The sequence below is a fragment of the Bradyrhizobium sp. URHA0013 genome, assembly GCF_000518345.1.
Classification (GTDB): domain Bacteria; phylum Pseudomonadota; class Alphaproteobacteria; order Rhizobiales; family Xanthobacteraceae; genus Bradyrhizobium.
Genome location: NZ_JADK01000003.1, coordinates 797,097 through 815,772 on the forward strand (window position 1 = coordinate 797,097; position 18,676 = coordinate 815,772).

Below are 18,676 nucleotides of genomic sequence, written 5' to 3' on the forward strand. Positions count from 1 at the left end.
CGCATTTTGCGGCCTTAACGCACTTCACCTGGCGGTGTATCGGTGGTCCGGCCGCGCCCTTTGTGGGATTCTCCGGCGCGCTCGAATCAATGCCTCCCGCCCGCTCCCCGACGAGACCGATAGACATGGACCTCAAAGACTTCATGGAGTTCGTGCGGACCACCGCGCGCAGCGTCGGGGCGGAAATCTCCTCGCCCTGGTTCTACCTGCAATTCGGGCTCATTCTGGCCGCGGCCGGCATCGCCTATGCCGCGGAAGCCGCCGTTCGCAGCCGGGTCGACATGACCTCGCTGGCGATGCGCTGGCCGCTGCCGCTCCGGCACTTCGTCCGGGTGATGGTCTCCAGCGCCTCGACGGCCGCGTTCACCCTGCTCGTGATCGTCTCCCGCGTGGTGATGTACCACGCGACCTGGCCGAGCCGCAGCTATCTCCTGATGGTCGCCGCCAAGCTGGGCCTGGCCTGGCTCGCGATCCGGCTCTTGACCTCGGTGCTGCGCAACGCCTTCATCGTCAAGCTGGTGTCGATCACGGCCTGGTTCGTCGCGGCGCTCTCGATCCTCGGCCAACTCGATGCGACGGTCGACCTGCTCGACTCCTTCGCCATCGTGTTCGGCGGCCTGCGGCTGACGCCGCTGCTGGTGATCAAGGCCGGTGCGCTGCTGCTCATCGCGCTCTGGCTCACCAACATCGCCAGCAATTTCGCCGAGAGCCGGATCAACTCGACCACCGATCTGACGCCATCGGTGCAGGTGCTGCTGGTCAAGATCATCCGCATCGGCCTGCTTGCGGTCGCGATCGTGATCGCGCTCGGCACGGTCGGCATCGATCTCTCGGCGCTCGCGGTGTTCTCAGGCGCGGTCGGTGTCGGCATCGGTATCGGCCTGCAGAAGATCGTCGCCAATTTCATCTCGGGGATCATCCTGCTCGCCGACAAATCGGTGAAGCCGGGCGATCTCGTCACCATCGGCGACAACACCGGGCGAATCAGCGCGATGAAGACGCGCTATATTTCCGTCGCCGCAGGCGATGGCCGCGAATTCCTGGTGCCGAACGAGGATCTGGTGACGCAAAAAGTCGTCAACTGGACCTACACCGACAAGAACACGCTGGTGAAAATCGCCTTCGGCACCAATTACGACGCGGACCCGCGGCTGGTCTGCAAGCTCGCCGCCGAGACCGCGGCCGCGCATCCGCGCGCGCAGAAGGGCAAGCCGCCGAATTCCATCCTGACCGAGTTCGCCGAAGCCGGGATGAAGTTCTCGCTGACCTTCTGGATCGCCGACCCCGACGGCATGGACAACGTCAAGAGCGACGTGATGCTGGCGCTGTGGGACGCCTTCAAGCGCGAGGGCATCCGGGTTCCCTACCCCGTCCGCGAAATCCGCATCCGCGGCGGTGCGCTGCCGGTGGAAACCACCGTAGAAGTCCCGAATTGAACCGGTTTTCGGGCGCATGCCCGCCAAGCTTGGCTTGCATGCAGGCTCGCGATCATTAAATTAGGGCCTTAAATCAGACCCTTGCGCCCACCTCGATACCGGCCCCGTGCCGAGAAGACCGCATCCGCATGAGCTACGTCGAAGCTACCGATACCTCGCTCCGCAAGACCGGGCAGATCAAGCTGCATGGACCAAGCGCCTTTGCCGGCATGCGCAAGGCGGGAGCGCTGGTGGCGAAGTGCCTCGACGAGCTCACCGACATCGTCGGGCCCGGCGTTCCGACCGACCGCATCGACCAGTTCGTCCGCGACTTCGCCTTCAGCAACAATGCCTATCCGGCGACGCTGATGTATCGCGGCTACCGCTATTCGACCTGCACCTCGCTCAACCACGTGGTCTGCCACGGCATGCCCGGCGACCGTCCGCTGAAAGAGGGCGACATCGTCAACATCGACGTCACCTTCATCGTCGACGGCTGGTACGGCGATTCCAGCCGGATGTATGCAGTCGGCCCGATCGCCCGCAAGGCCGAGCGGCTGATCGAGGTGACCTATGAGGCGATGATACGCGGCATCGCCGCGGTGAAGCCCGGCGCCACCACCGGCGACATCGGCCATGCCATCCAGAGTTTCGTCGAGCCGCAGGCCATGAGCGTGGTGCGCGATTTCTGCGGCCATGGCCTCGGGCGCATGTTCCACGACGAGCCGAACATCATCCATATCGGCCGGCCCGGCGAGGGCGTGCAGCTCAAGCCCGGCATGTTCTTCACAATCGAGCCGATGATCAATCTCGGCAAGCCGCATGTGAAGATCCTCTCCGATGGCTGGACCGCCGTGACCCGCGACCGCTCGCTATCGGCGCAGTTCGAGCATTCCGTCGGCGTCACCGCGACAGGCGTCGAGATCTTCACGCTGTCGGAGCGGCACGGCGAGAAGCAGATCGGGTGAGGGCGGCTGGCGGCTGACCTTCGGGATCGCCGGCTGACGTGAACCGGATTTGCCGGCGCAATTGACGGTTGCAAAAACGGTTATCCGCGGCAATGCTGGCGGCCGATGCCCGCCAAGCCCGACCACGACAAGAGCAAGCCCGAAGAAGCGCCGCACTATCTCGGCCATCGCGAACGGCTGCGCGAGCGCTTCTACAGCGCCGGAGCGGACGCGCTCAGCGACTACGAGCTGCTGGAGATGGCGCTGTTTCCGGCGCTGCCGCGGCGTGACACCAAGCCGCTGGCGAAGTCGCTGATCAAGATTTTTGGCTCGTTTGCCGAGGTCGTGCATGCGCCGGTGGCGCGCCTGCGCGAGGTGGACGGCATCGGCGAATCCGCGATCCACCAGCTCAAGCTGCTCGCGGCGGCGGCGCATCGCGTCGCCAAGGGCGGGGTCAACAGCCGCAACGCGCTGTCGTCCTGGAACGAGGTGATCGACTATTGCCGCACCAGCATGGCGTTCGCCGAGAAGGAGCAGTTTCGCCTGCTGTTCCTCGACAAGCGCAACCAACTCATCGCCGACGAGGTGCAGCAGACCGGCACCGTCGATCACACCCCGGTCTATCCGCGCGAGGTGATCAAGCGCGCGCTGGAATTGTCCGCGACGGCGCTGATCCTGGTGCACAACCACCCCTCAGGCGATCCCTCCCCTTCACAGGCCGACATCCAGATGACCAAGGCGATCATCGACATCGCAAAGCCGCTCGGGATTGCGGTGCACGACCACATCATCGTCGGCAAGAGCGGGCATGCGAGTTTGCGCGGGATGCGGCTGATCTAGTAGCAATAGCGCGGATCGACCGGGACGTAGGAGCCGTCCCGGCGCTGCATGTAGCAGCCGCGCTGATAGGCGTAATAGCCGGAGCGGCGGCGTTCGCCCTCGGAGGCGATCGCAGCGCCCGTGCCGGCACCGACGACAGCGCCGATGGCCGCGCCACGGCCTCCGCCGATGGCGCCCCCCACGATCGCTCCACCGACGCCGCCGAGGATGGCACCGCCAATGGCGTCCTGCGCCGCCGCCTCATGAGCCGGCATCGCGATCACGACCGCCAGACAGGACACGATAGCGAAACTTCCAATGCGAAGACCTCGAAGCATGCTCGCCCTCCCCTGTGGTCAGACGAGTCATAGCGCCGCAGCCGGATTCGGACCAGACAAATCACCATGCCGGGACCCGGCACTTTCTCGCGATGGCGTCGGAGGCTCGGCTCGAAGGCGGCTCAGGCCACGCCCCGTGTGCAGCGCGGGCCGTCCCCATTCATCTCAAGCATCGACCCAGCGCTGCACCGCCTCGGCGGTGTCGGCCGGCGTGGTGTTGAAGCAGATCGCGGCGTCGGGCGCCAGGCGGTGGACGAGGTTGAGCACCTTCTCGAACAGCAGCAGGCGCTCCCTGGGCTCGCGCAGGCCCGCGCCGATCACGATGCAGTCGAAATTCTCCTCGCGCAGCGCTGCCGTGACGGCGGCTTCCGCCGCGGCATCGAGATCGATCAGGCAGCTCGTGACTTCGTAACCGAGATCGCGCAAGCGCAGCAGTTGCGCATCGATATAGTCGCGCACGAGCGCCGGCGTGAGCTGCGGGAATGCACTGTAGTCCGCGTTGCCGGGTTCGATGCCGATCGCGAGGACGCGCGTGGTCATGCAGGGCTCCGTTGCCGGACTGTCTCGCGTCGCTAACCGAGCAGCGGCCCTTTCGGTTCCCTCGCGGGCTGCCGCCCTGATCCCCGTCCTGCCGCTCATTTTCTCGGCGAGGTTGTAATCCACTTCACACGCGGCGCCCCGGCGGCCTGCCAGACTTGCGGGAGATCACGCTGGTCTCACGCCCTGATCACGGCACCTGGTTCATTTCGACTGACGCGCGGTTGCAAAATCCATTCATTGCGGGAGCGGAAAATGATTTCATTCGAGAGTTTGAAAAGCGAATACGAGCAGAATTGGGCCAATCTCGAGATCCGGCCTGCACGCCTCTCCGACGCGAACGCGGTCGCACGCAAGGCCGTCAACGGCAAGGCGACCTATCAGCAGATCGAGCGGTTGACCGGCGTCCCCTGGTATTTCGCTGCCCTCTGCCACTACCGCGAGTCCAATTTCGATTTCGACACCTATCTCGGCAACGGCGAAACGCTTCATCGCGTGACGACGCTCGTTCCGAAGGGGCGCGGTCCGTTTGCCACGTTCGTGGACGGCGCCGTGGACGCCTTCAGAATCGAGAATTTCGTCGGCGCTCACGATTGGGGGATCGCGCGGATTCTGTTCCGGCTCGAAGGGTTCAACGGCTTCGGCTATCACGCTAAGGGCTGCAATTCGCCCTATCTCTATGGCGGTTCGACGCTGTATGGCCCGCCCGAGGCAAGAGCCGGCAAATTCGTCCGCGATCATGTGTTCGATTCGGGTCACGTCGATTCCCAGCTCGGCACCGCGGTGATCCTGCATGCAATGATGTCGCTGGATTCCTCGATCACCCTCGACGGCAGCCCGCAATTCGCGAGCCGCGCCGAACCGGAGGACGACGCCGCGTCGACGATCGTTCTCATGCAGCAGGCGCTCAACAAGCTCGGCGCCAATCCGCCGCTCGCCGAGGACGGCGTCAGCGGACCGAAGACCAGGGCCGCGGTGTCGCAGTTTCAGCAGCAGAACGGCCTGAGGGATACCGGACTTCTCGACGGCGCCACGGTCGCCGCCCTCACGCGCGCTGTGCAGTCGGGCCCCACCGGATCGAGCGGCGATGTGTCCAGGATCATGAAGCGGCTGGAGGACCTCGCGCAATTGCTGCGGCCGCCGGTCGGCGCCGTGATCCCGGCAACGACGGCATCGGGCAACACGCTGCCCGCCACCAATGATCCGATCAGCCTGTTCGAACGGCTATTTTCCCTCGTCAACAAGACGGCCCCCATGCCAGGACCCCTCACCCCGACCAGCCCCGCCCCCGTCGATCAGTTGAAGCAGGTCGTCGACCTGCTCGGCACCTTGCTCAACCGGGATGGCAAGCCTGTCCTCGGCCAGGTCAATGGCGCGCTCGGCGATACCATCGGCAAGATGCTCGACGGCAAGAAGACTGCGCTCGGCATCGGCGGCTCGCTGATCACAGCGCTGCTCTCTTCGGTGACGGCGAGCCCCAACGCTGGCGGTCTTGCCGGGTTGCTCGGGACGCTGGTGTCGGCGGTGCCGGGCCTCGGCCAATTCGCGATGCCGATCTCGCTGGCGCTCACGGCCTGGGGCGTGCTCGGCAAGATGGAGAAGTGGGCCCAGGGCACCGCGCCGCCGCCCAAGCCGACGACGTAGCCTGCGGCCGTCCCTTCGAGACGCCCGCCTATGGCGGGCGCTCAGGATAAGCTCGCGTTTCGCGGCGCCTACTGGCGCAGCATGATCAGGGGATCGGCGGTATCGGGGACGCGCCGCCATTGCGCGTTGTCGTCGGCCTCGAACTGCCAGGCCTCACCGGCCTTCGACAGCAGGATGATCTGGCCGCGCTCGAGCCGCCATTGCGTCGGGTTGAACTGCGCAATGGCCGCATCGCATTTCGGCTTGAGGAAGACCTGGAAATTGTCCGGCCCGGCTTCGGTGTTGGTCAACGTCAGCCCGCAGACAGGCTGGCCGTTGCCGCGCACGATCGACCAGTCGCCGATCATCTGGTCCATCGACTTCGCCATCGAGCGGGCGGCGGCGAGATCTTGCAGGATGTAGACGCCCTCGCCCTGCCGCAGGCCCTCGAAGATCCCGGCCTCAACCTCGGTGAAGTCGATCACGGCTTCACCGCTCGAATCCTGCAGGCGGACGATGTCGAGACCCCTGACGCTCCAGGCGACGATATCCTTGGTGAAGGGCAGCGCGGCCTTGCAGGCCGGCTCCAGCTCGAGCTTGAAGCCTTGAGCCGCAGCGTCGGCCTTGAGCGTGACGACGCAGGTCTTGCTGCGCTCGGTGGTGGAGAGCTCCCACTGCCCGGGCATTTCCTTCTTCAGGGTCGTCGTATCCTGCGCCAACGCAAGGCCGATCGCGGCCAAGTAGGCCGCGACGGTGAATGCAACGACCCCAAGAACTCTCATCAGCGCCCCTTAAAAGGCGTTTCCGCGACCGGCGTCAACGGCGCCTTGCCTGAGAACCAGGACTTGAGATTGTCGACCACGAGCTGATCCATCGCGTTGCGCGTCACCACCGAGGCCGAGCCGATATGCGGCAGCAGCACCACGTTCTGCATGGTCTTGAGTTCGTCCGGCACGCTCGGCTCGGCCGCGAACACGTCTAGACCGGCCGCAAGGATGGTGCCGGACTTGAGCGCCTGGACCAGCGCCGGTTCGTCGATCACCGAGCCGCGCGCGACGTTAACCAGCACACCGCGCGGGCCGAGCGCCTTCAGCACTTCAGCGTTGATCATCTTGTTCGTGCTGGCGCCACCGGGCACGATCACCATCAGCGTGTCCACCGCCTTCGCCATCTCGATCAGGTCGGGGTAGTGCTTGTAGGAGACGTCCTTGGACGGATTGCGGGTGTGATAGACCACCGGCACCAGCGAGGCATCGAGCCGGCGCGCGATCGCCTGTCCGATCCGGCCCATGCCGACGATGCCGACCTTGCGATCGCGCAGCGAGCCGACGCTGAGCGGATAGTTCTGGGTCTGCCAGAGACCGGAGCGCACATAGCGATCGGCCTTGATGAATTCACGCACCGTGGAGATCAGAAGGCCCATCGCGACGTCGGCGACCTCCTCGGTCAGCACGTCGGGCGTGTTGGTGACGATGATGTTGTGCTCGGCGGCGTATTTGGCGTCGACGTGGTCGTAGCCGACGCCGAAGCTCGCCACCATCTCGATCTTGGGCAATTGCGACAGCGAATCCCGGTCAGCGCGCACGGTGTGATAGGTCACCGCCACGCCGCGTATCTTTTCGCGGATTGCCGGCGTCAGCCGCTCGAGATCGCCCCGCGTCTCCGCCTTGTGCACGACGAAATGATCGGAAAACCCGTTCTCGAGGATCGGCCGGACCGGCCCATAAATCAGGAGGTCGATCTTTTCGGACGAAATCGAACCGGTGGTCATCAGTTGTCCTTTCCAAGCGCGCTTTCGTGCCAGCGCCGTAAAACGAGGTGGGAAACTAGCGCCAGCACCCCATAGATGACAATCCCGGCCAGCGACAACAGCAGCAGCGCTGCGAACATGCGGGGTATGTTCAAGCGGTAGCCGGATTCTGCGATCCTGTAGGCGAGCCCGGAGCCGGCCCCGGCCGTTCCCGCCGCGATCTCGGCCACGACCGCGCCGATCAGCGACAGGCCGCCGGCAATGCGCAGGCCGCCGAGAATGTAAGGCAGCGCCGCCGGCAGCTTGAGAAAGCGCAGGGTTTGCTGCGGCGAGGCGCCATAGAGCTGGAACAGGCCGGCGAGGTTGCGATCGACTGAATTGAGCCCAAGCGTGGTGTTCGACAGCACCGGGAAGAAGGCGACGATGAAGGCGCAGACCACGACCGCGGTCTGCTGCTCCAGATAGATCAGCAGCAGCGGCGCGATCGCGATGACAGGCGTAACCTGAAGCACCACGGCATAGGGAAATAGCGATGCTTCCACCCATCTGGACTGGTTGAACAGCAGCGCCAGCGCGATGCCGCCGATGCTGGCCGCGACAAAACCTTCGAGCGTGGTCAGCAGCGTCGCGGCGAGCGACTGTGACAGCACCGACCAATCCTTGATCAGTGTCACGAATATGACGGAGGGCGCCGGCAGCACGTAAGGCGGGATGTCCTTGATCCGAACCACGAGCTCCCAGGCGAGCAGTCCCGCCGCGAACACGATGACGGGCAGCGCGAAGCGCACCGCGGTTTGCGCGCCGGACGGCTTCGCAGTGACGGAAGCTTGCGCGTTCATAGCGTCGACTGCCCTGCATAGGACGGCGCCAGCGCCGCCGACACTTTCCGGCAATAATCGGAATAGGCGACTGAAGTGCGAAACTCCTCGCCACGCGGCTCGACCGTCTCGATGCGGAAGTCGGCCTGGATGCGGCCCGGCCGCGCCGTCATCACCACCACGCGCTGCGACAGATAGACGGATTCGAACACCGAATGCGTGACGAAGATGACGGTCTTGCCGAGCCTGCGCCACAGCGCGAGCAAATCGTCGTTGAGGCGGAAGCGCGTGATTTCGTCGAGCGCCGCGAACGGCTCATCCATCAGGAGGACATCAGGATCGGTGACGAGCGCGCGCGCCAGCGACACCCGCATCTTCATGCCGCCGGAGAGCTCGCGGGGAAAGGCGTCGGCGAAATCGCCAAGCCCCACGCTTGCCAACGCCTGATCGGCACGCGCGCGCGCTTCCGCCTTCGGAACGCCTGCGAGCTTCAGCGGCAACCGCACGTTCTCGCGCGCGCTGGTCCAGGGCATCAGGGTCGGCTCCTGAAACACGAAGCCGATGCCATGACCTGGTTGAATATGACCTGGCGGAGCATGACCTGACTGCGCACCACCCTCGCGACGCGCCAGCCTCACGATGCCGGACGACGGCGCGCTGAGCTCGGCAATCAGCCGCAGCGCGGTGGATTTGCCGCAACCTGACGGTCCTAGCAACGAAATGAACTCGCCCTTGCGCACCGCAAGGTCGAGCGGGCCGAGCGCCAGCACGCCGTTGTCATAGGTCTTCGTCACGCCGCGCAGGCTGACAGCCAGGGCCGTCAGGCTGGTCTCGACCCCCGCCAACGTTTGGACTGATGACATCGGCCTTGCGCTACGGCTTGCTCGGGCGCAGCTCGGCGCCGACGCCCTTGTTGACGAAACGCAGCGTATAGGATTTGCGAAAATCGAGGTCTGCCTTCACGACGCCTGCCTTCACCATCTTGTTGAAGAAGGAGGTGTAGCGCTCGTCGCTCATCGCGCCGATGCCGTTCTTCAGCGAATCGCCGGAATCGACGATGCCGTATTCCTTCATCTTGGCGACGGAATAGGCGAGCAGCTCGTCGGTCATCTCCGGATTGAGCTTCTTGATCATGGCGTTGCCCGCGGAATTGTCGCGGTAGATGTAATTGTACCAGCCGACCATGGAGGCATCGACGAAGCGCTGCACCAGGTCGGGCTTCTTCTCGACCACGTCGCGGCGGCTCTCGATCAGGGTCGAATAGGTGTTGAAGCCGTAATCGGCGAGCAGCAACACGTTGGGCTTGAAGCCGGCGGCCTTCTCGACCGCGAAGGGCTCGGAGGTGACGTAACCCTGCATCGCGCTCTTGGGATTGGCGATGAAGGGCTGCGGATTGAAATTATAGGGGCGAACGTTCTTCTCGCTGAAACCGTATTCGGATTTCAGCCACTGGAAATAGCTGGTCATGCCCTCCTTGGAGACGAACAGCGTCAGCGGCTTGAGGTCCTCGATCTTGGCGACCTTGGCATCGGGCTGCGTCAGCATCACCTGCGGATCCTTCTGGAACACCGCGGCGATCGTGACGACCGGGACGTTGTTGGCGACCGCGTCGAACGACATCAGCGTATTTGCGGCCATGAAGAAATCGATCTTGCCGGCGATCAGCAGCATCCGGTTGTTCTCGTTGGGCCCGCCGGGGACGATGGTGACGTCCAGCCCATATTTCTTGTAGGTGCCGTCGGCGACCGCCTGGAAGAAGCCACCATGCTCGGCCTCGGCGACCCAATTGGTGCCGAACATGACCTTGTCCAGGGTTTCGGCGCGCGCCGGAACGACCGAGACCAAAGCGGCCATCAGGCCCGCCGTTAAGGCTCGCCGCAGATGAGAGGGGCTCATGATGGGACTCCGTCGATCGCTTCTAGCCGATGTCCAAGCAACGCGATAAAACCGCAAGACATTCAGGGACGCGAGCCGGCCTGGCCCGCGTCCCCTGATAACCCAAATTACGCGACAAATTCGGGCAAAGAAACCTTGATGACGCCTTCCCGCGACTGGACCGAGATCCGCTGGACCGATGCCAGCCCAGCCGAGGTTTCGCGCTGGATCGCAGTGCTGCCGCTGGCGGCGACCGAGCAGCACGGCCCGCATCTGCCGCTCGAGACCGACGTGCTGATCGCCGACGCCTATCTCGCGCGGGTGCGCGAGCTCCTGCCCGAAAGCGTTCCGGCCACTTTCCTGCCCGTTGAACCGATCGGGATTTCCACCGAGCATATCGACTATCCGGGCACGCAGACGCTAGCGACTGAAGTCGCGTTGAAAAAATGGACCGCGATCGGCGAAGACATCGCGCGGCGCGGATTGAAGAAGCTCGTCATCATCACCAGCCATGGCGGCAACAGCGCGGCCATGATGCTGATCGCGCAAGATCTTCGCGCGCATCAGAAGCTGTTCGTGGTGACCACGTCGTGGTCGCGGCTGTCGGGCGCGGACCAGCTGTTCCCGGCCGACGAAGTACGCCACGGCATCCACGGGGGTGCAGTCGAGACCTCAATCATGCTGGCGCGCTATCCCGATCGGGTGCGCGGTGATGCGATCGCGGATTTTCCCGCGAGCAGCATCGCGATGGAGCAGCAATATCGCTGGCTGTCGACGCAGCGACCCGCACCGTTCGCCTGGCAGGCGCAGGATCTCAACCCCAGCGGCGCCGTCGGCAATGCGACGCTAGCCGTCGCCGCGAAAGGCGAGCGGCTGATCGACCAGGGCGCCCGCGCTTTTTGCGAGCTGCTTGCCGAGGTTGATAACTTCGACGTGAACAGGCTCGCCAAAGGCCCGCTCGGTTAGCGCTTATCCTCCTGGAATCATTCTGAAAAGAGCCAGACTCGACCTCCGCTTTTGCCGGTTTCGAACCGGACGCGCGGAGCCTCCGTCCAACTCGGTACGCGGCCACAACGGACCGCCTCAACCCGGATGGAGTTTCACATGTCGATCAAGACCAAGATTTTCGCAGTTGCTCTCACCGCGCTCACCCTGACCGGCAGCGTCGTCGCCACCACCTCGCAGGCGCAAGCCAAGCCGCTCGGCTGGGGCGTCGGCGTCGGCCTGGGCATCGCCACCGCCGCCGTCGTCGGCTCCGCGATCGCCGCCAGCAACGACCCCTATTACAACGGCTATCACCGCTGCGGCTGGGCCGCCCAGTACAACGCCTTTGGCCAGTACGTTGGCCGCGTTCGTACCTGCTTCTGATTTGAGTCCCTGAGGCCGATCTCACGTGGATCCTGCGTCCGACACGGGCGCCTCATCCACCCCGTGTCGTGCCCCCGACCCCGCCCGGATGTCCCCCCGGGCGGGGTCAACTGTTTTGGGGCCTCGGGATTTTGTTGCAGCCCCGTCACACAGCGGTGCGAACCATCCCCTGCGGCAATCTGCACTAGTTGCTATTGCGAATTAATCGCAATACGGTTTGCAACAGGCTCAGGGGCTTGGGAAGAAGTCGCGCCGGACTGAGATCATCAGGTCCGATCGCGGAGCACCTAAGCCTGATGACAGGGTCGCCGCGAATCGGCAGGGATAGTGCGGCGAGTGGACACACTCGCTTTTGGGGGCGTGCATTTTGACGTTGAGGGGTCACCGTTACAGGTATTTGCGGACGGCCGCGGCGATTGCCTCGGGCGTCTTGGCTTTGCCCGCCAGCAGCCGCGCGGCTGATCTGCCGCTGAAGGCACCTGCGCTCAGGGCCGTCTACGACTGGACGGGCCTCTATATCGGTGCACACGCCGGTTTCACCCGCGGCACGTCCTCGGCCATGCTGACCGATCCCGCGGTCGCGACCGATAATCATGTCTTCACCGGCGCGACCGGCGGCGTGCAGGCCGGCTACAATTGGCGCCTCAACTCAGGGCTTCTGCTCGGCGTCGAAGGCGACATCTCCTTTCCGAACTATCTGCCCTCCAACCACGTGGTGTCGTCGACGACCACGGCGCTGTCGAGCGCGGAGGAGCGCTGGGATTACGTCGCGAGCCTGCGCGCGCGGCTCGGCTACACCACCGGCGCATTCCTGTTCTACGCGACTGGTGGCGCCGCTTTTGCCGGCGAGCGCTTTCTCTCGACACCGGCAGGCGGCAATGAGGAGAAGGTGTTGAACACGCGGTTCGGCTGGACCGCCGGCGGCGGCGTCGAATATGCCTTCGCGCCGCACTGGAGCGCGCGGCTCGAATATCTCTACAGCAAGTTCGAGAACGCCCGCGTCACCTTCCCCTCGGGCGCGCAATATTCGTCCTCGATGGATTTCCAGAGCCTGCGGATCGGCCTCAATCGCAAGATCGACTGGCCGGGCCTGCCGACCTACAATCCGAAGTCTGACATCACCGATACCGAGTCCAGCCGCTGGGAGATCCACGGCCAGTCGACAGCGCTGGCCCAGGGACATCCCTCGTTCAGAGCGCCCTATACCGGGCCGAACAGCTTCACCCCCTCGCCGGATCTGCAGCAGACCTGGAGCAATTCGCTCTATCTGAATGCGCGGCTGTGGGACGGCGGCGAGGTCTATTTCAATCCCGAGCTGCTGCAGGGCTTTGGCTTCAACAACACGACCGGCGCGGGGGGCTTCCCCAACGGCGAAGCGCAGAAGTCCGGCTTTCCCTATCCGCACTTCAACGCCTCGCGGCTGTTCGTGCGCCACACCTTCGGCTTCGGCGGCGAGCAGGAGGAGCTTGCCAGCGGCCAGTTTCAGCTTGCCGGCAAGGCCGACGTGTCGCGTTTGACTTTGCAGGTCGGAAAGCTCTCCGTGGTCGACGTCTTCGACGGCAATTCCTACGCGCACGATCCGCGCAAGGATTTCATGAACTGGTCGATCTGGGCATCCGGCGCCTTCGACTACGCCGCCGACAAGCTCGGCCTCGGCTATGGTGCAACGGCCGAATTGAATCAGAAGCAATGGGCGCTGCGCGCCGGCTACTTCCTGATGGACGCCCAGTCCAACTCGAACAATTTCGACATGAATATCGGCCGCCGCGGCGAATATGTCGCGGAGCTCGAGATGCGCTACTCGCTGTTCGGCCAGCCCGGCAAGCTGCGTACTCTCGGCTTCGTCAACAGCGCCTATTCCGGCAGCTATCGCGAGACGCTGGATAATCCGCTGCTCAACCTCGACATCAGCCAGACCCGCCGCGGCCGGCTCAAATACGGCTACGCTTTGAATGTCGAACAGGCGATCACCGACGATATCGGCGTGTTCGGCCGCTGGAGTTGGAACGATGGCCGCAACGAGATCATGGCCTTCACCGACATCGACCGTAGTCTGTCCGGCGGTGTCTCGGTCAAGGGAGCGAAATGGGGCCGACCCGACGACGTCGTCGCCATTGCCGGCGCGATCAACGGCCTGTCGCAGGACCATCGCGACTTCATCGCCGCCGGCGGTCTCGGTCCGCTGATCGGTGACGGCCAGCTCAACTACCGCAGGGAACGCGTGCTGGAGACCTATTACGCCTACGCGCTCAACAAGGCGCTGACCTTCACCGCGGACTACCAGCTCATCGTCAACCCCGCCTACAACGCTGATCGCGGCCCGGTGTCGGTATTCTCAGGTCGGCTGCACGGGGAGTTCTGACCGCGGCTCAGAACAGCAGCGCGACGCCGGAGACGAACAGCAACGCGAGCACGATCTTACGGAACATCGCCTCATCGATCCGGCCGAACAGTTTTAGCCCGAGCCACGTTCCCGCAAAGAGAAACGGCAGGCCGAGCGCGAACAGCTTTGCGGTGTCGAACGTGAGCGCCCCCTTGGCGCCCAGCAGCAGTGCCGCAATGGCAAACACCACAACCGCGACGGGCTGGAACGTGGCGCGCTGAACATCCTTCGGCAGGCCGCGCAGATTGCACCAGATGGTGACGATGATGCCGGCGAGGCCGGTCAGCCCACCAAGCAGACCGTTGACGAAACCAATTGTCATGTCTGCGGCCGGGGGCACGATTGTCGCGACCTTGAGCTGCGGCCTGAAGAACGCGTAGAGGCTATAGACGATCAGGATCGCCCCAACCGCGATGCGGACGCTCTTGGGATCGGCCGAGGTCAGGAGTGACACGCCGACCGGCACGCCCACGACGGCACCGATCATGAAGGGCCATAGCCGGCACCAGTCGAGCGCGCTGCGCAGCTTCCAGACCGAGTAGCCCTGCACCAGGAGGCCGAAGCCGACGATCAGGCTGGCGCTCTGAAGCGGCGTCAGCACGTAAAGCCACAGCGATGCCGCCACCAAGCCGAAGGCAAAGCCGGAGAGGCCGGCGACGAACGCGCCGGCGAAGGTGGCCGTCAGGAAAAGGGTAAGCTCGATTGTGATCCCGTCCATTGCTCGCTCCAAACATCAGCGAGCAGCGCTTGCGTGGGATCACCCACTTCACGGGGAGGCTGCGACACCCCCAAGGCTGCAAGCCTAGGTGAAGCCGCTTCCTTCCACAATGACGATGTTACGCGGCCCGGATCGCGTCCAGAAACTTCCCGACCTCGACCTTGAGGCGGCTGCTCTCGCCGGACAGCGACTTCGCTGACGCAAGCACGGTGGAGGAGGCCGATCCGGTCTGGCTCGCGCCGCGCTGCACGTCGACGATGCTGGCGGAGACCTGTTGGGTGCCGCGCGCCGCCTGCTGCACGTTGCGGGAAATCTCCCGCGTCGCAGCGCCCTGCTCCTCGACCGCGGAGGCGATCGCCGATGCGATCTCGGACATGCGGGTGATGGTGTCGCCGATCGACTTGATGGCGCCGACCGAATCCTCCGTCGCGCTCTGGATTCCCGTGATCTGCTGGCTGATCTCGCCGGTGGCCTTGGCGGTCTGCTCGGCGAGCGCCTTGACTTCGGAGGCGACCACGGCGAAGCCGCGCCCGGCCTCGCCGGCGCGCGCCGCCTCGATCGTTGCATTGAGCGCCAGAAGATTGGTCTGGCCCGCGATCTGGCTGATGAGCTCGACCACGTCGCCGATCCGGCCGGCAGCCTTGGCGAGCTCGCCGACATAGTCGTTGGTCCGCGCCGCCTGCTGCACCGCTTCGCTGGCGACCCGCGCGGAGTCCTGGACCTGTCGACCGATCTCGTCGACCGAAGACGCCATTTCCTCCGCGGCCGCGGCAACGGTCTGCACGTTGCTGGAGGCCTGCTCGGAGGCGGCCGCCACCGTCGCGGTGACCTTTTCCGATTGATCGGCGGTGCTCGTCAGCGTTCCCGCCGACACTTCCAGCTCCGACGATGCCGACGACACGGTGTTGATGACGTCGCCGATCAACGCTTCGAAATCGCGCGCGATCTGGTCCATGCGCTGGCTGCGCCGGAGTTGCGCCTCGGCTTCCACCGCGGCGGCCTCGTCGGCAGCCTTCTTGGCGGAGAGCGAATCCTTGAAGTGCTGGAGCGAGCCCGCCACCTGGCTGATCTCGTCGTTGCGGCCCGTCACGGGAATCTCGACCTCGTGCTGTCCGGCGGCAAGCGTTGCGATCACGTCCGCGAGCCGGCTCAGCGGCGTCACCACGCGCCGGCGCAGCATCATGGTCACACCACCGAGTGTCCCCAGCAGCGCCAGCACCGCCACGCCCGCGAGCGCGAGCATCACCAGCGCGCCATCGCGCGCGGCCGAGGCGCGCTCGGCAGCTTCCGTCAGCGCGGCATCGCGCACGCCGTAGAACATCTGGATGGCGGGGACAATGACGGTGGCCAGCTCTTCGGCGTTGATGCCGTATTTGCCGTCGCCACGAGCCGCGGGCATCTCCTTGTCCACGGCAGCGGCTGCTTTTCCGAAATAGGAATCCGTCGCCGCCTTCAGCGCGGTGGCGATGCGGGGCGGGCTTCCGAGCTGGTCGATGCCGGCCTCGATGCGCTCGCGGTCGGCCTCGACACGCCCCTGCATACGATCCATCAGCGAGAATTCGGGAGCCGTGAGCGGGCGGCGCGCGCTCAGCGCCGGCGACAGCGTGGCGGCGCGGCTGCCGGCCGAGACGCGCAGGTCCTGCGCCGTTCGCGCCAAGCTCAACAGCGCCGCAAGCGAAGAATCGGCATTGATGACCTTGGCTTCGAGCCGGTTCATGATCGGCTCGATATTGCCGATGACCTCTGCAACGCCAGGTAGGAAGCCCTTGACCACAGCGCTGTCGCGCGCCGCTAAGGGAACGCTCATCGCGCGGTCTGCAGCGGTGTAGATATCCTTGAGCCGCCGGGCGGTACGGTCCAGATTTTCGATCATCGGTCCGGAATCATCCAGCACAAGGATGGCGCGCCTTGCCCCCTCAAATGCGGCATCGGCTGCTTTCGCGGCCTTCGCGGCGCCTTCGATCTGGGCCTGCGTGGCAGGGTTCTCCTGGAAAATCGGCGAAATGTAGGGGGCACGAAGGCCGGCAACGTGCTGACTGACCATCAAGGTCGCACCAAAGGCGTCGACCGTCTTGATCGCGTCGGAGCGGTTCGTGAAGATGCGCGCCTGGGGTATCAGAACCTCGGCGCCGAGGATGACTGCAAAAACCGTCACCGTCAGCATCGACAGCGCAAAGAGCTTCCCGATCCGCATCCTGGTCCCCCGAATACATTCCTGCAAATGTCGAGAACCTAGCCGGGTGGCCGCTAAGAGCCCGTTAAGCAACGGCATGCCCGTAGTTCCGCGGGGTATTGGGCTTCGAGTGCCTTCCGCGACGGTGTCGCCGAAGTTCCTTCGCGATGCCGGATGCGACAGAATCATCGGCATTTCTTCCCCGAATACCTATATCAATGTCTGGGCCGCCATCCGGCCACACTCCCTTACCTCGGAACGTCAATGCTCTCCGCCGAACTCGCCATCGTTGTCGTCCTGATCGTCATCAACGGCTTGCTGTCCATGTCCGAGCTCGCCGTGGTCTCGTCACGCCCGGCCCGGCTGTCGATGCTCGCCGCCAAGGGCGTCCGCGGCGCCGAGCGGGCGCTGACGCTCGCGGCCGACCCCGGCAAATTCCTCTCGACGGTGCAGATCGGGATCACGCTGGTCGGCGTGCTCTCCGGCGCGTTCTCGGGCGCGACGCTCGGACAGCGGCTGACGCAATGGCTGCTCGAGCTCGGCCTGTCCGCAGGAATTGCCGACATCGTCGGAGTGGGCCTGGTCGTCACGCTCATCACCTACGCCACCCTGATCGTCGGCGAGCTGGTGCCGAAGCAGGTGGCGCTGCGCGACCCCGAGAGCATCGCGGTCAGGGTTGCACCCGCGATGCACGTGCTTGCGAAGGTCTCGCTGCCGCTGGTCTTCCTGCTCGATCTCTCCGGCAAGCTGATCCTCACGCTGCTCGGCCACGGCGGCAAGTCCGAAGAGAAGGTCTCGGAAGACGAGATCCATCATCTCGTCAGCGAGGCCGAAAGCGCGGGCGTGCTCGAGTCAGGTGAAAAGGAGATGATCGCGGGCGTGATGCGGCTCGGCGATCGGCCGGTCGGCGCGATCATGACGCCGCGCACGGAGGTCAACGAGATCGACCTCAACGATACGCCGGAGAGCATTCAAGCGACCATCGCCAAGAGTCCGCATTCACGCTTTCCCGTGTCCGACGGCGACCGCGACAAGCCGATCGGCGTGCTCCAGGCCAAGGACCTGCTGGTCGCCTTCATGAACGAGCGTACGCCGGATTTGCGCGTGCTGGTCCGCGAGGCGCCCGGCATTCCCGCCTCAGCTGATGCCCGCGACGTGCTGGCGATCCTCAAGGCTGCGCCGGTGCATGTCGGCCTCGTCTACGACGAATACGGCGCCTTCGAAGGCATCGTGACGACGGCTGACATTCTGGAATCGATCGTCGGCGCCTTCCATTCCGAGGAAGGCCCGCCGGAACCGGCCTACGTCAAGCGCGCGGATGATTCGCTGCTGGTCTCAGGCTGGATGCCAGTCGACGAATTCGGCGAGCTGATCGGCGTCGAACTGCCGCCGCACCGCTACAACACGGTCGCCGGCCTCGTGCTGCAACAGTTCAACGTGCTGCCTGATGTCGGCGATGCCTTCGACTTCGGCGACTGGCACATCGAGGTGGTCGATCTCGACGGACGGAGGATCGACAAGATTCTCGCGAGCCGGCGGAGCGAAGTAGAGACGGGGTGAGCGAGCGGCGACGTGAGGTGGTGCTGAACTCACCACGTGTCGTCCCGGCCCTCACCCGAACCTCACCCCGATCCGCTTTTCCTTGCGCCAGATCACGGTGCAGGCGAGATGTTTTCCGTCGGCCTGGACGAACAGGCTGAAATGGTCGGGGATGCCGACGGGACTGCTGACGTCGAGCGCGGCGCCGGTATCGGACAGGTTGCGGATAGTGCAGTCGATCGCGCCGCCGCCGCCGAACTCGATCGTTCCGGCCTTCAGCACGCGATGCCTTGCCTTGTCGCGCCGCTCGTCCATAGGGACAATCTACACCCAAAGTTGAACCAAGCGTTAAACGCGACCCTCGTCGCGATGC

The 18,676-nt window shown here is 64.7% G+C and carries 18 protein-coding genes; 8 read left to right on the forward strand and 10 right to left on the reverse strand.

Annotated features, from left to right (window positions below):
• The first annotated feature begins 125 nt into the window (after positions 1 to 125).
• The 3 genes from N551_RS0103995 (at position 126) to radC (ending at position 3,202) form a co-directional block, all read left to right on the forward strand.
• A complete protein-coding gene (locus N551_RS0103995) occupies positions 126 to 1,436 on the forward strand; it encodes a mechanosensitive ion channel domain-containing protein (RefSeq protein WP_081747787.1) in 1,311 nt (436 codons plus the stop codon).
• A gap of 128 nt (positions 1,437 to 1,564) precedes the next feature.
• The gene (gene map / locus N551_RS0104000; RefSeq protein ID WP_027565853.1) at positions 1,565 to 2,383 is read left to right on the forward strand and encodes a type I methionyl aminopeptidase; all 819 of its coding nucleotides are present in this window, start codon (positions 1,565 to 1,567) and stop codon (positions 2,381 to 2,383) included.
• Between the two features lie 105 nt (positions 2,384 to 2,488).
• Complete coding sequence (gene radC, locus N551_RS0104005) at positions 2,489 to 3,202, forward strand: DNA repair protein RadC (RefSeq protein ID WP_027565854.1); 714 nt, start codon at positions 2,489 to 2,491, stop codon at positions 3,200 to 3,202.
• On the opposite strand, the gene N551_RS0104010 is transcribed toward radC, so the two are convergent.
• Together N551_RS0104010 and N551_RS0104015 are read right to left on the reverse strand one after the other, a co-directional pair.
• Positions 3,199 to 3,519, reverse strand: coding sequence for a glycine zipper domain-containing protein (locus N551_RS0104010; RefSeq protein ID WP_027565855.1), 321 nt, complete (start codon positions 3,517 to 3,519; stop codon positions 3,199 to 3,201). The two genes, radC and N551_RS0104010, sit on opposite strands and share 4 nt — an antisense overlap.
• A 165-nt stretch (positions 3,520 to 3,684) precedes the next feature.
• Positions 3,685 to 4,059 carry a hypothetical protein gene (locus tag N551_RS0104015; RefSeq protein ID WP_027565856.1) on the reverse strand — a complete coding sequence of 125 codons (375 nt, stop codon included), beginning with the start codon at positions 4,057 to 4,059 and terminating at the stop codon, positions 3,685 to 3,687.
• Between the two features lie 252 nt (positions 4,060 to 4,311).
• On the opposite strand from N551_RS0104015, the gene N551_RS0104020 reads away from it, so the two are divergent.
• Positions 4,312 to 5,700, forward strand: coding sequence for a peptidoglycan-binding protein (locus tag N551_RS0104020; protein WP_027565857.1), 1,389 nt, complete (start codon positions 4,312 to 4,314; stop codon positions 5,698 to 5,700).
• 68 nt (positions 5,701 to 5,768) lie between these two features.
• On the opposite strand, the gene N551_RS0104025 is transcribed toward N551_RS0104020, so the two are convergent.
• Genes N551_RS0104025 through N551_RS0104045 form a run of 5 tightly spaced genes read right to left on the reverse strand, consistent with a single transcriptional unit; the run spans position 5,769 to position 10,143 of the window.
• Complete coding sequence (locus N551_RS0104025; protein ID WP_027565858.1) at positions 5,769 to 6,461, reverse strand: AprI/Inh family metalloprotease inhibitor; 693 nt, start codon at positions 6,459 to 6,461, stop codon at positions 5,769 to 5,771.
• Positions 6,461 to 7,450 (reverse strand): 2-hydroxyacid dehydrogenase, encoded by a 990-nt coding sequence (locus tag N551_RS0104030; protein WP_027565859.1) that lies wholly within the window; start codon positions 7,448 to 7,450, stop codon positions 6,461 to 6,463. The genes N551_RS0104025 and N551_RS0104030 overlap by 1 nt, the downstream gene beginning before the upstream one ends.
• Positions 7,450 to 8,268, reverse strand: a complete 819-nt coding sequence (locus tag N551_RS0104035; RefSeq protein WP_027565860.1) for an ABC transporter permease — start codon at positions 8,266 to 8,268, stop codon at positions 7,450 to 7,452. Before N551_RS0104035 ends, N551_RS0104030 begins: the two co-directional genes overlap by 1 nt.
• On the reverse strand, positions 8,265 to 9,110 hold the full coding sequence (locus N551_RS0104040; RefSeq protein ID WP_027565861.1) for an ABC transporter ATP-binding protein: 846 nt from the start codon (positions 9,108 to 9,110) through the stop codon (positions 8,265 to 8,267). Before N551_RS0104040 ends, N551_RS0104035 begins: the two co-directional genes overlap by 4 nt.
• Before the next feature lie 10 nt (positions 9,111 to 9,120).
• Positions 9,121 to 10,143: an ABC transporter substrate-binding protein gene (locus tag N551_RS0104045; protein ID WP_027565862.1), complete on the reverse strand. Its 1,023-nt coding sequence runs from the start codon at positions 10,141 to 10,143 to the stop codon at positions 9,121 to 9,123.
• A 138-nt stretch (positions 10,144 to 10,281) separates the two neighbouring features.
• Here N551_RS0104045 and N551_RS0104050 point away from each other — a divergent pair, with 138 nt between their 5' ends.
• From N551_RS0104050 to N551_RS0104060, 3 genes are all read left to right on the forward strand, one after another.
• Entirely contained in the window at positions 10,282 to 11,088 is an 807-nt protein-coding gene (locus tag N551_RS0104050) for a creatininase family protein (RefSeq protein WP_027565863.1), read from the forward strand.
• Between the two features lie 138 nt (positions 11,089 to 11,226).
• Positions 11,227 to 11,490 carry a hypothetical protein gene (locus N551_RS0104055; RefSeq protein ID WP_007597808.1) on the forward strand — a complete coding sequence of 88 codons (264 nt, stop codon included), beginning with the start codon at positions 11,227 to 11,229 and terminating at the stop codon, positions 11,488 to 11,490.
• A 397-nt stretch (positions 11,491 to 11,887) separates the two neighbouring features.
• Positions 11,888 to 13,852, forward strand: a complete 1,965-nt coding sequence (locus N551_RS0104060) for a carbohydrate porin (protein ID WP_027565864.1) — start codon at positions 11,888 to 11,890, stop codon at positions 13,850 to 13,852.
• 7 nt (positions 13,853 to 13,859) lie between these two features.
• Here the strand turns inward: N551_RS0104060 and N551_RS0104065 are convergent, their stop codons facing one another.
• The gene (locus tag N551_RS0104065) at positions 13,860 to 14,591 is read right to left on the reverse strand and encodes a sulfite exporter TauE/SafE family protein (RefSeq protein WP_027565865.1); all 732 of its coding nucleotides are present in this window, start codon (positions 14,589 to 14,591) and stop codon (positions 13,860 to 13,862) included.
• A 118-nt stretch (positions 14,592 to 14,709) separates the two neighbouring features.
• Positions 14,710 to 16,785: a methyl-accepting chemotaxis protein gene (locus N551_RS0104070; RefSeq protein WP_027565866.1), complete on the reverse strand. Its 2,076-nt coding sequence runs from the start codon at positions 16,783 to 16,785 to the stop codon at positions 14,710 to 14,712.
• A 243-nt stretch (positions 16,786 to 17,028) separates the two neighbouring features.
• Here N551_RS0104070 and N551_RS0104075 point away from each other — a divergent pair, with 243 nt between their 5' ends.
• On the forward strand, positions 17,029 to 18,324 hold the full coding sequence (locus N551_RS0104075; RefSeq protein WP_027565867.1) for a hemolysin family protein: 1,296 nt from the start codon (positions 17,029 to 17,031) through the stop codon (positions 18,322 to 18,324).
• 51 nt (positions 18,325 to 18,375) lie between these two features.
• On the opposite strand, the gene N551_RS0104080 is transcribed toward N551_RS0104075, so the two are convergent.
• A complete protein-coding gene (locus tag N551_RS0104080) occupies positions 18,376 to 18,618 on the reverse strand; it encodes a PilZ domain-containing protein (RefSeq protein WP_027565868.1) in 243 nt (80 codons plus the stop codon).
• Positions 18,619 to 18,676: the final 58 nt, after the last annotated feature.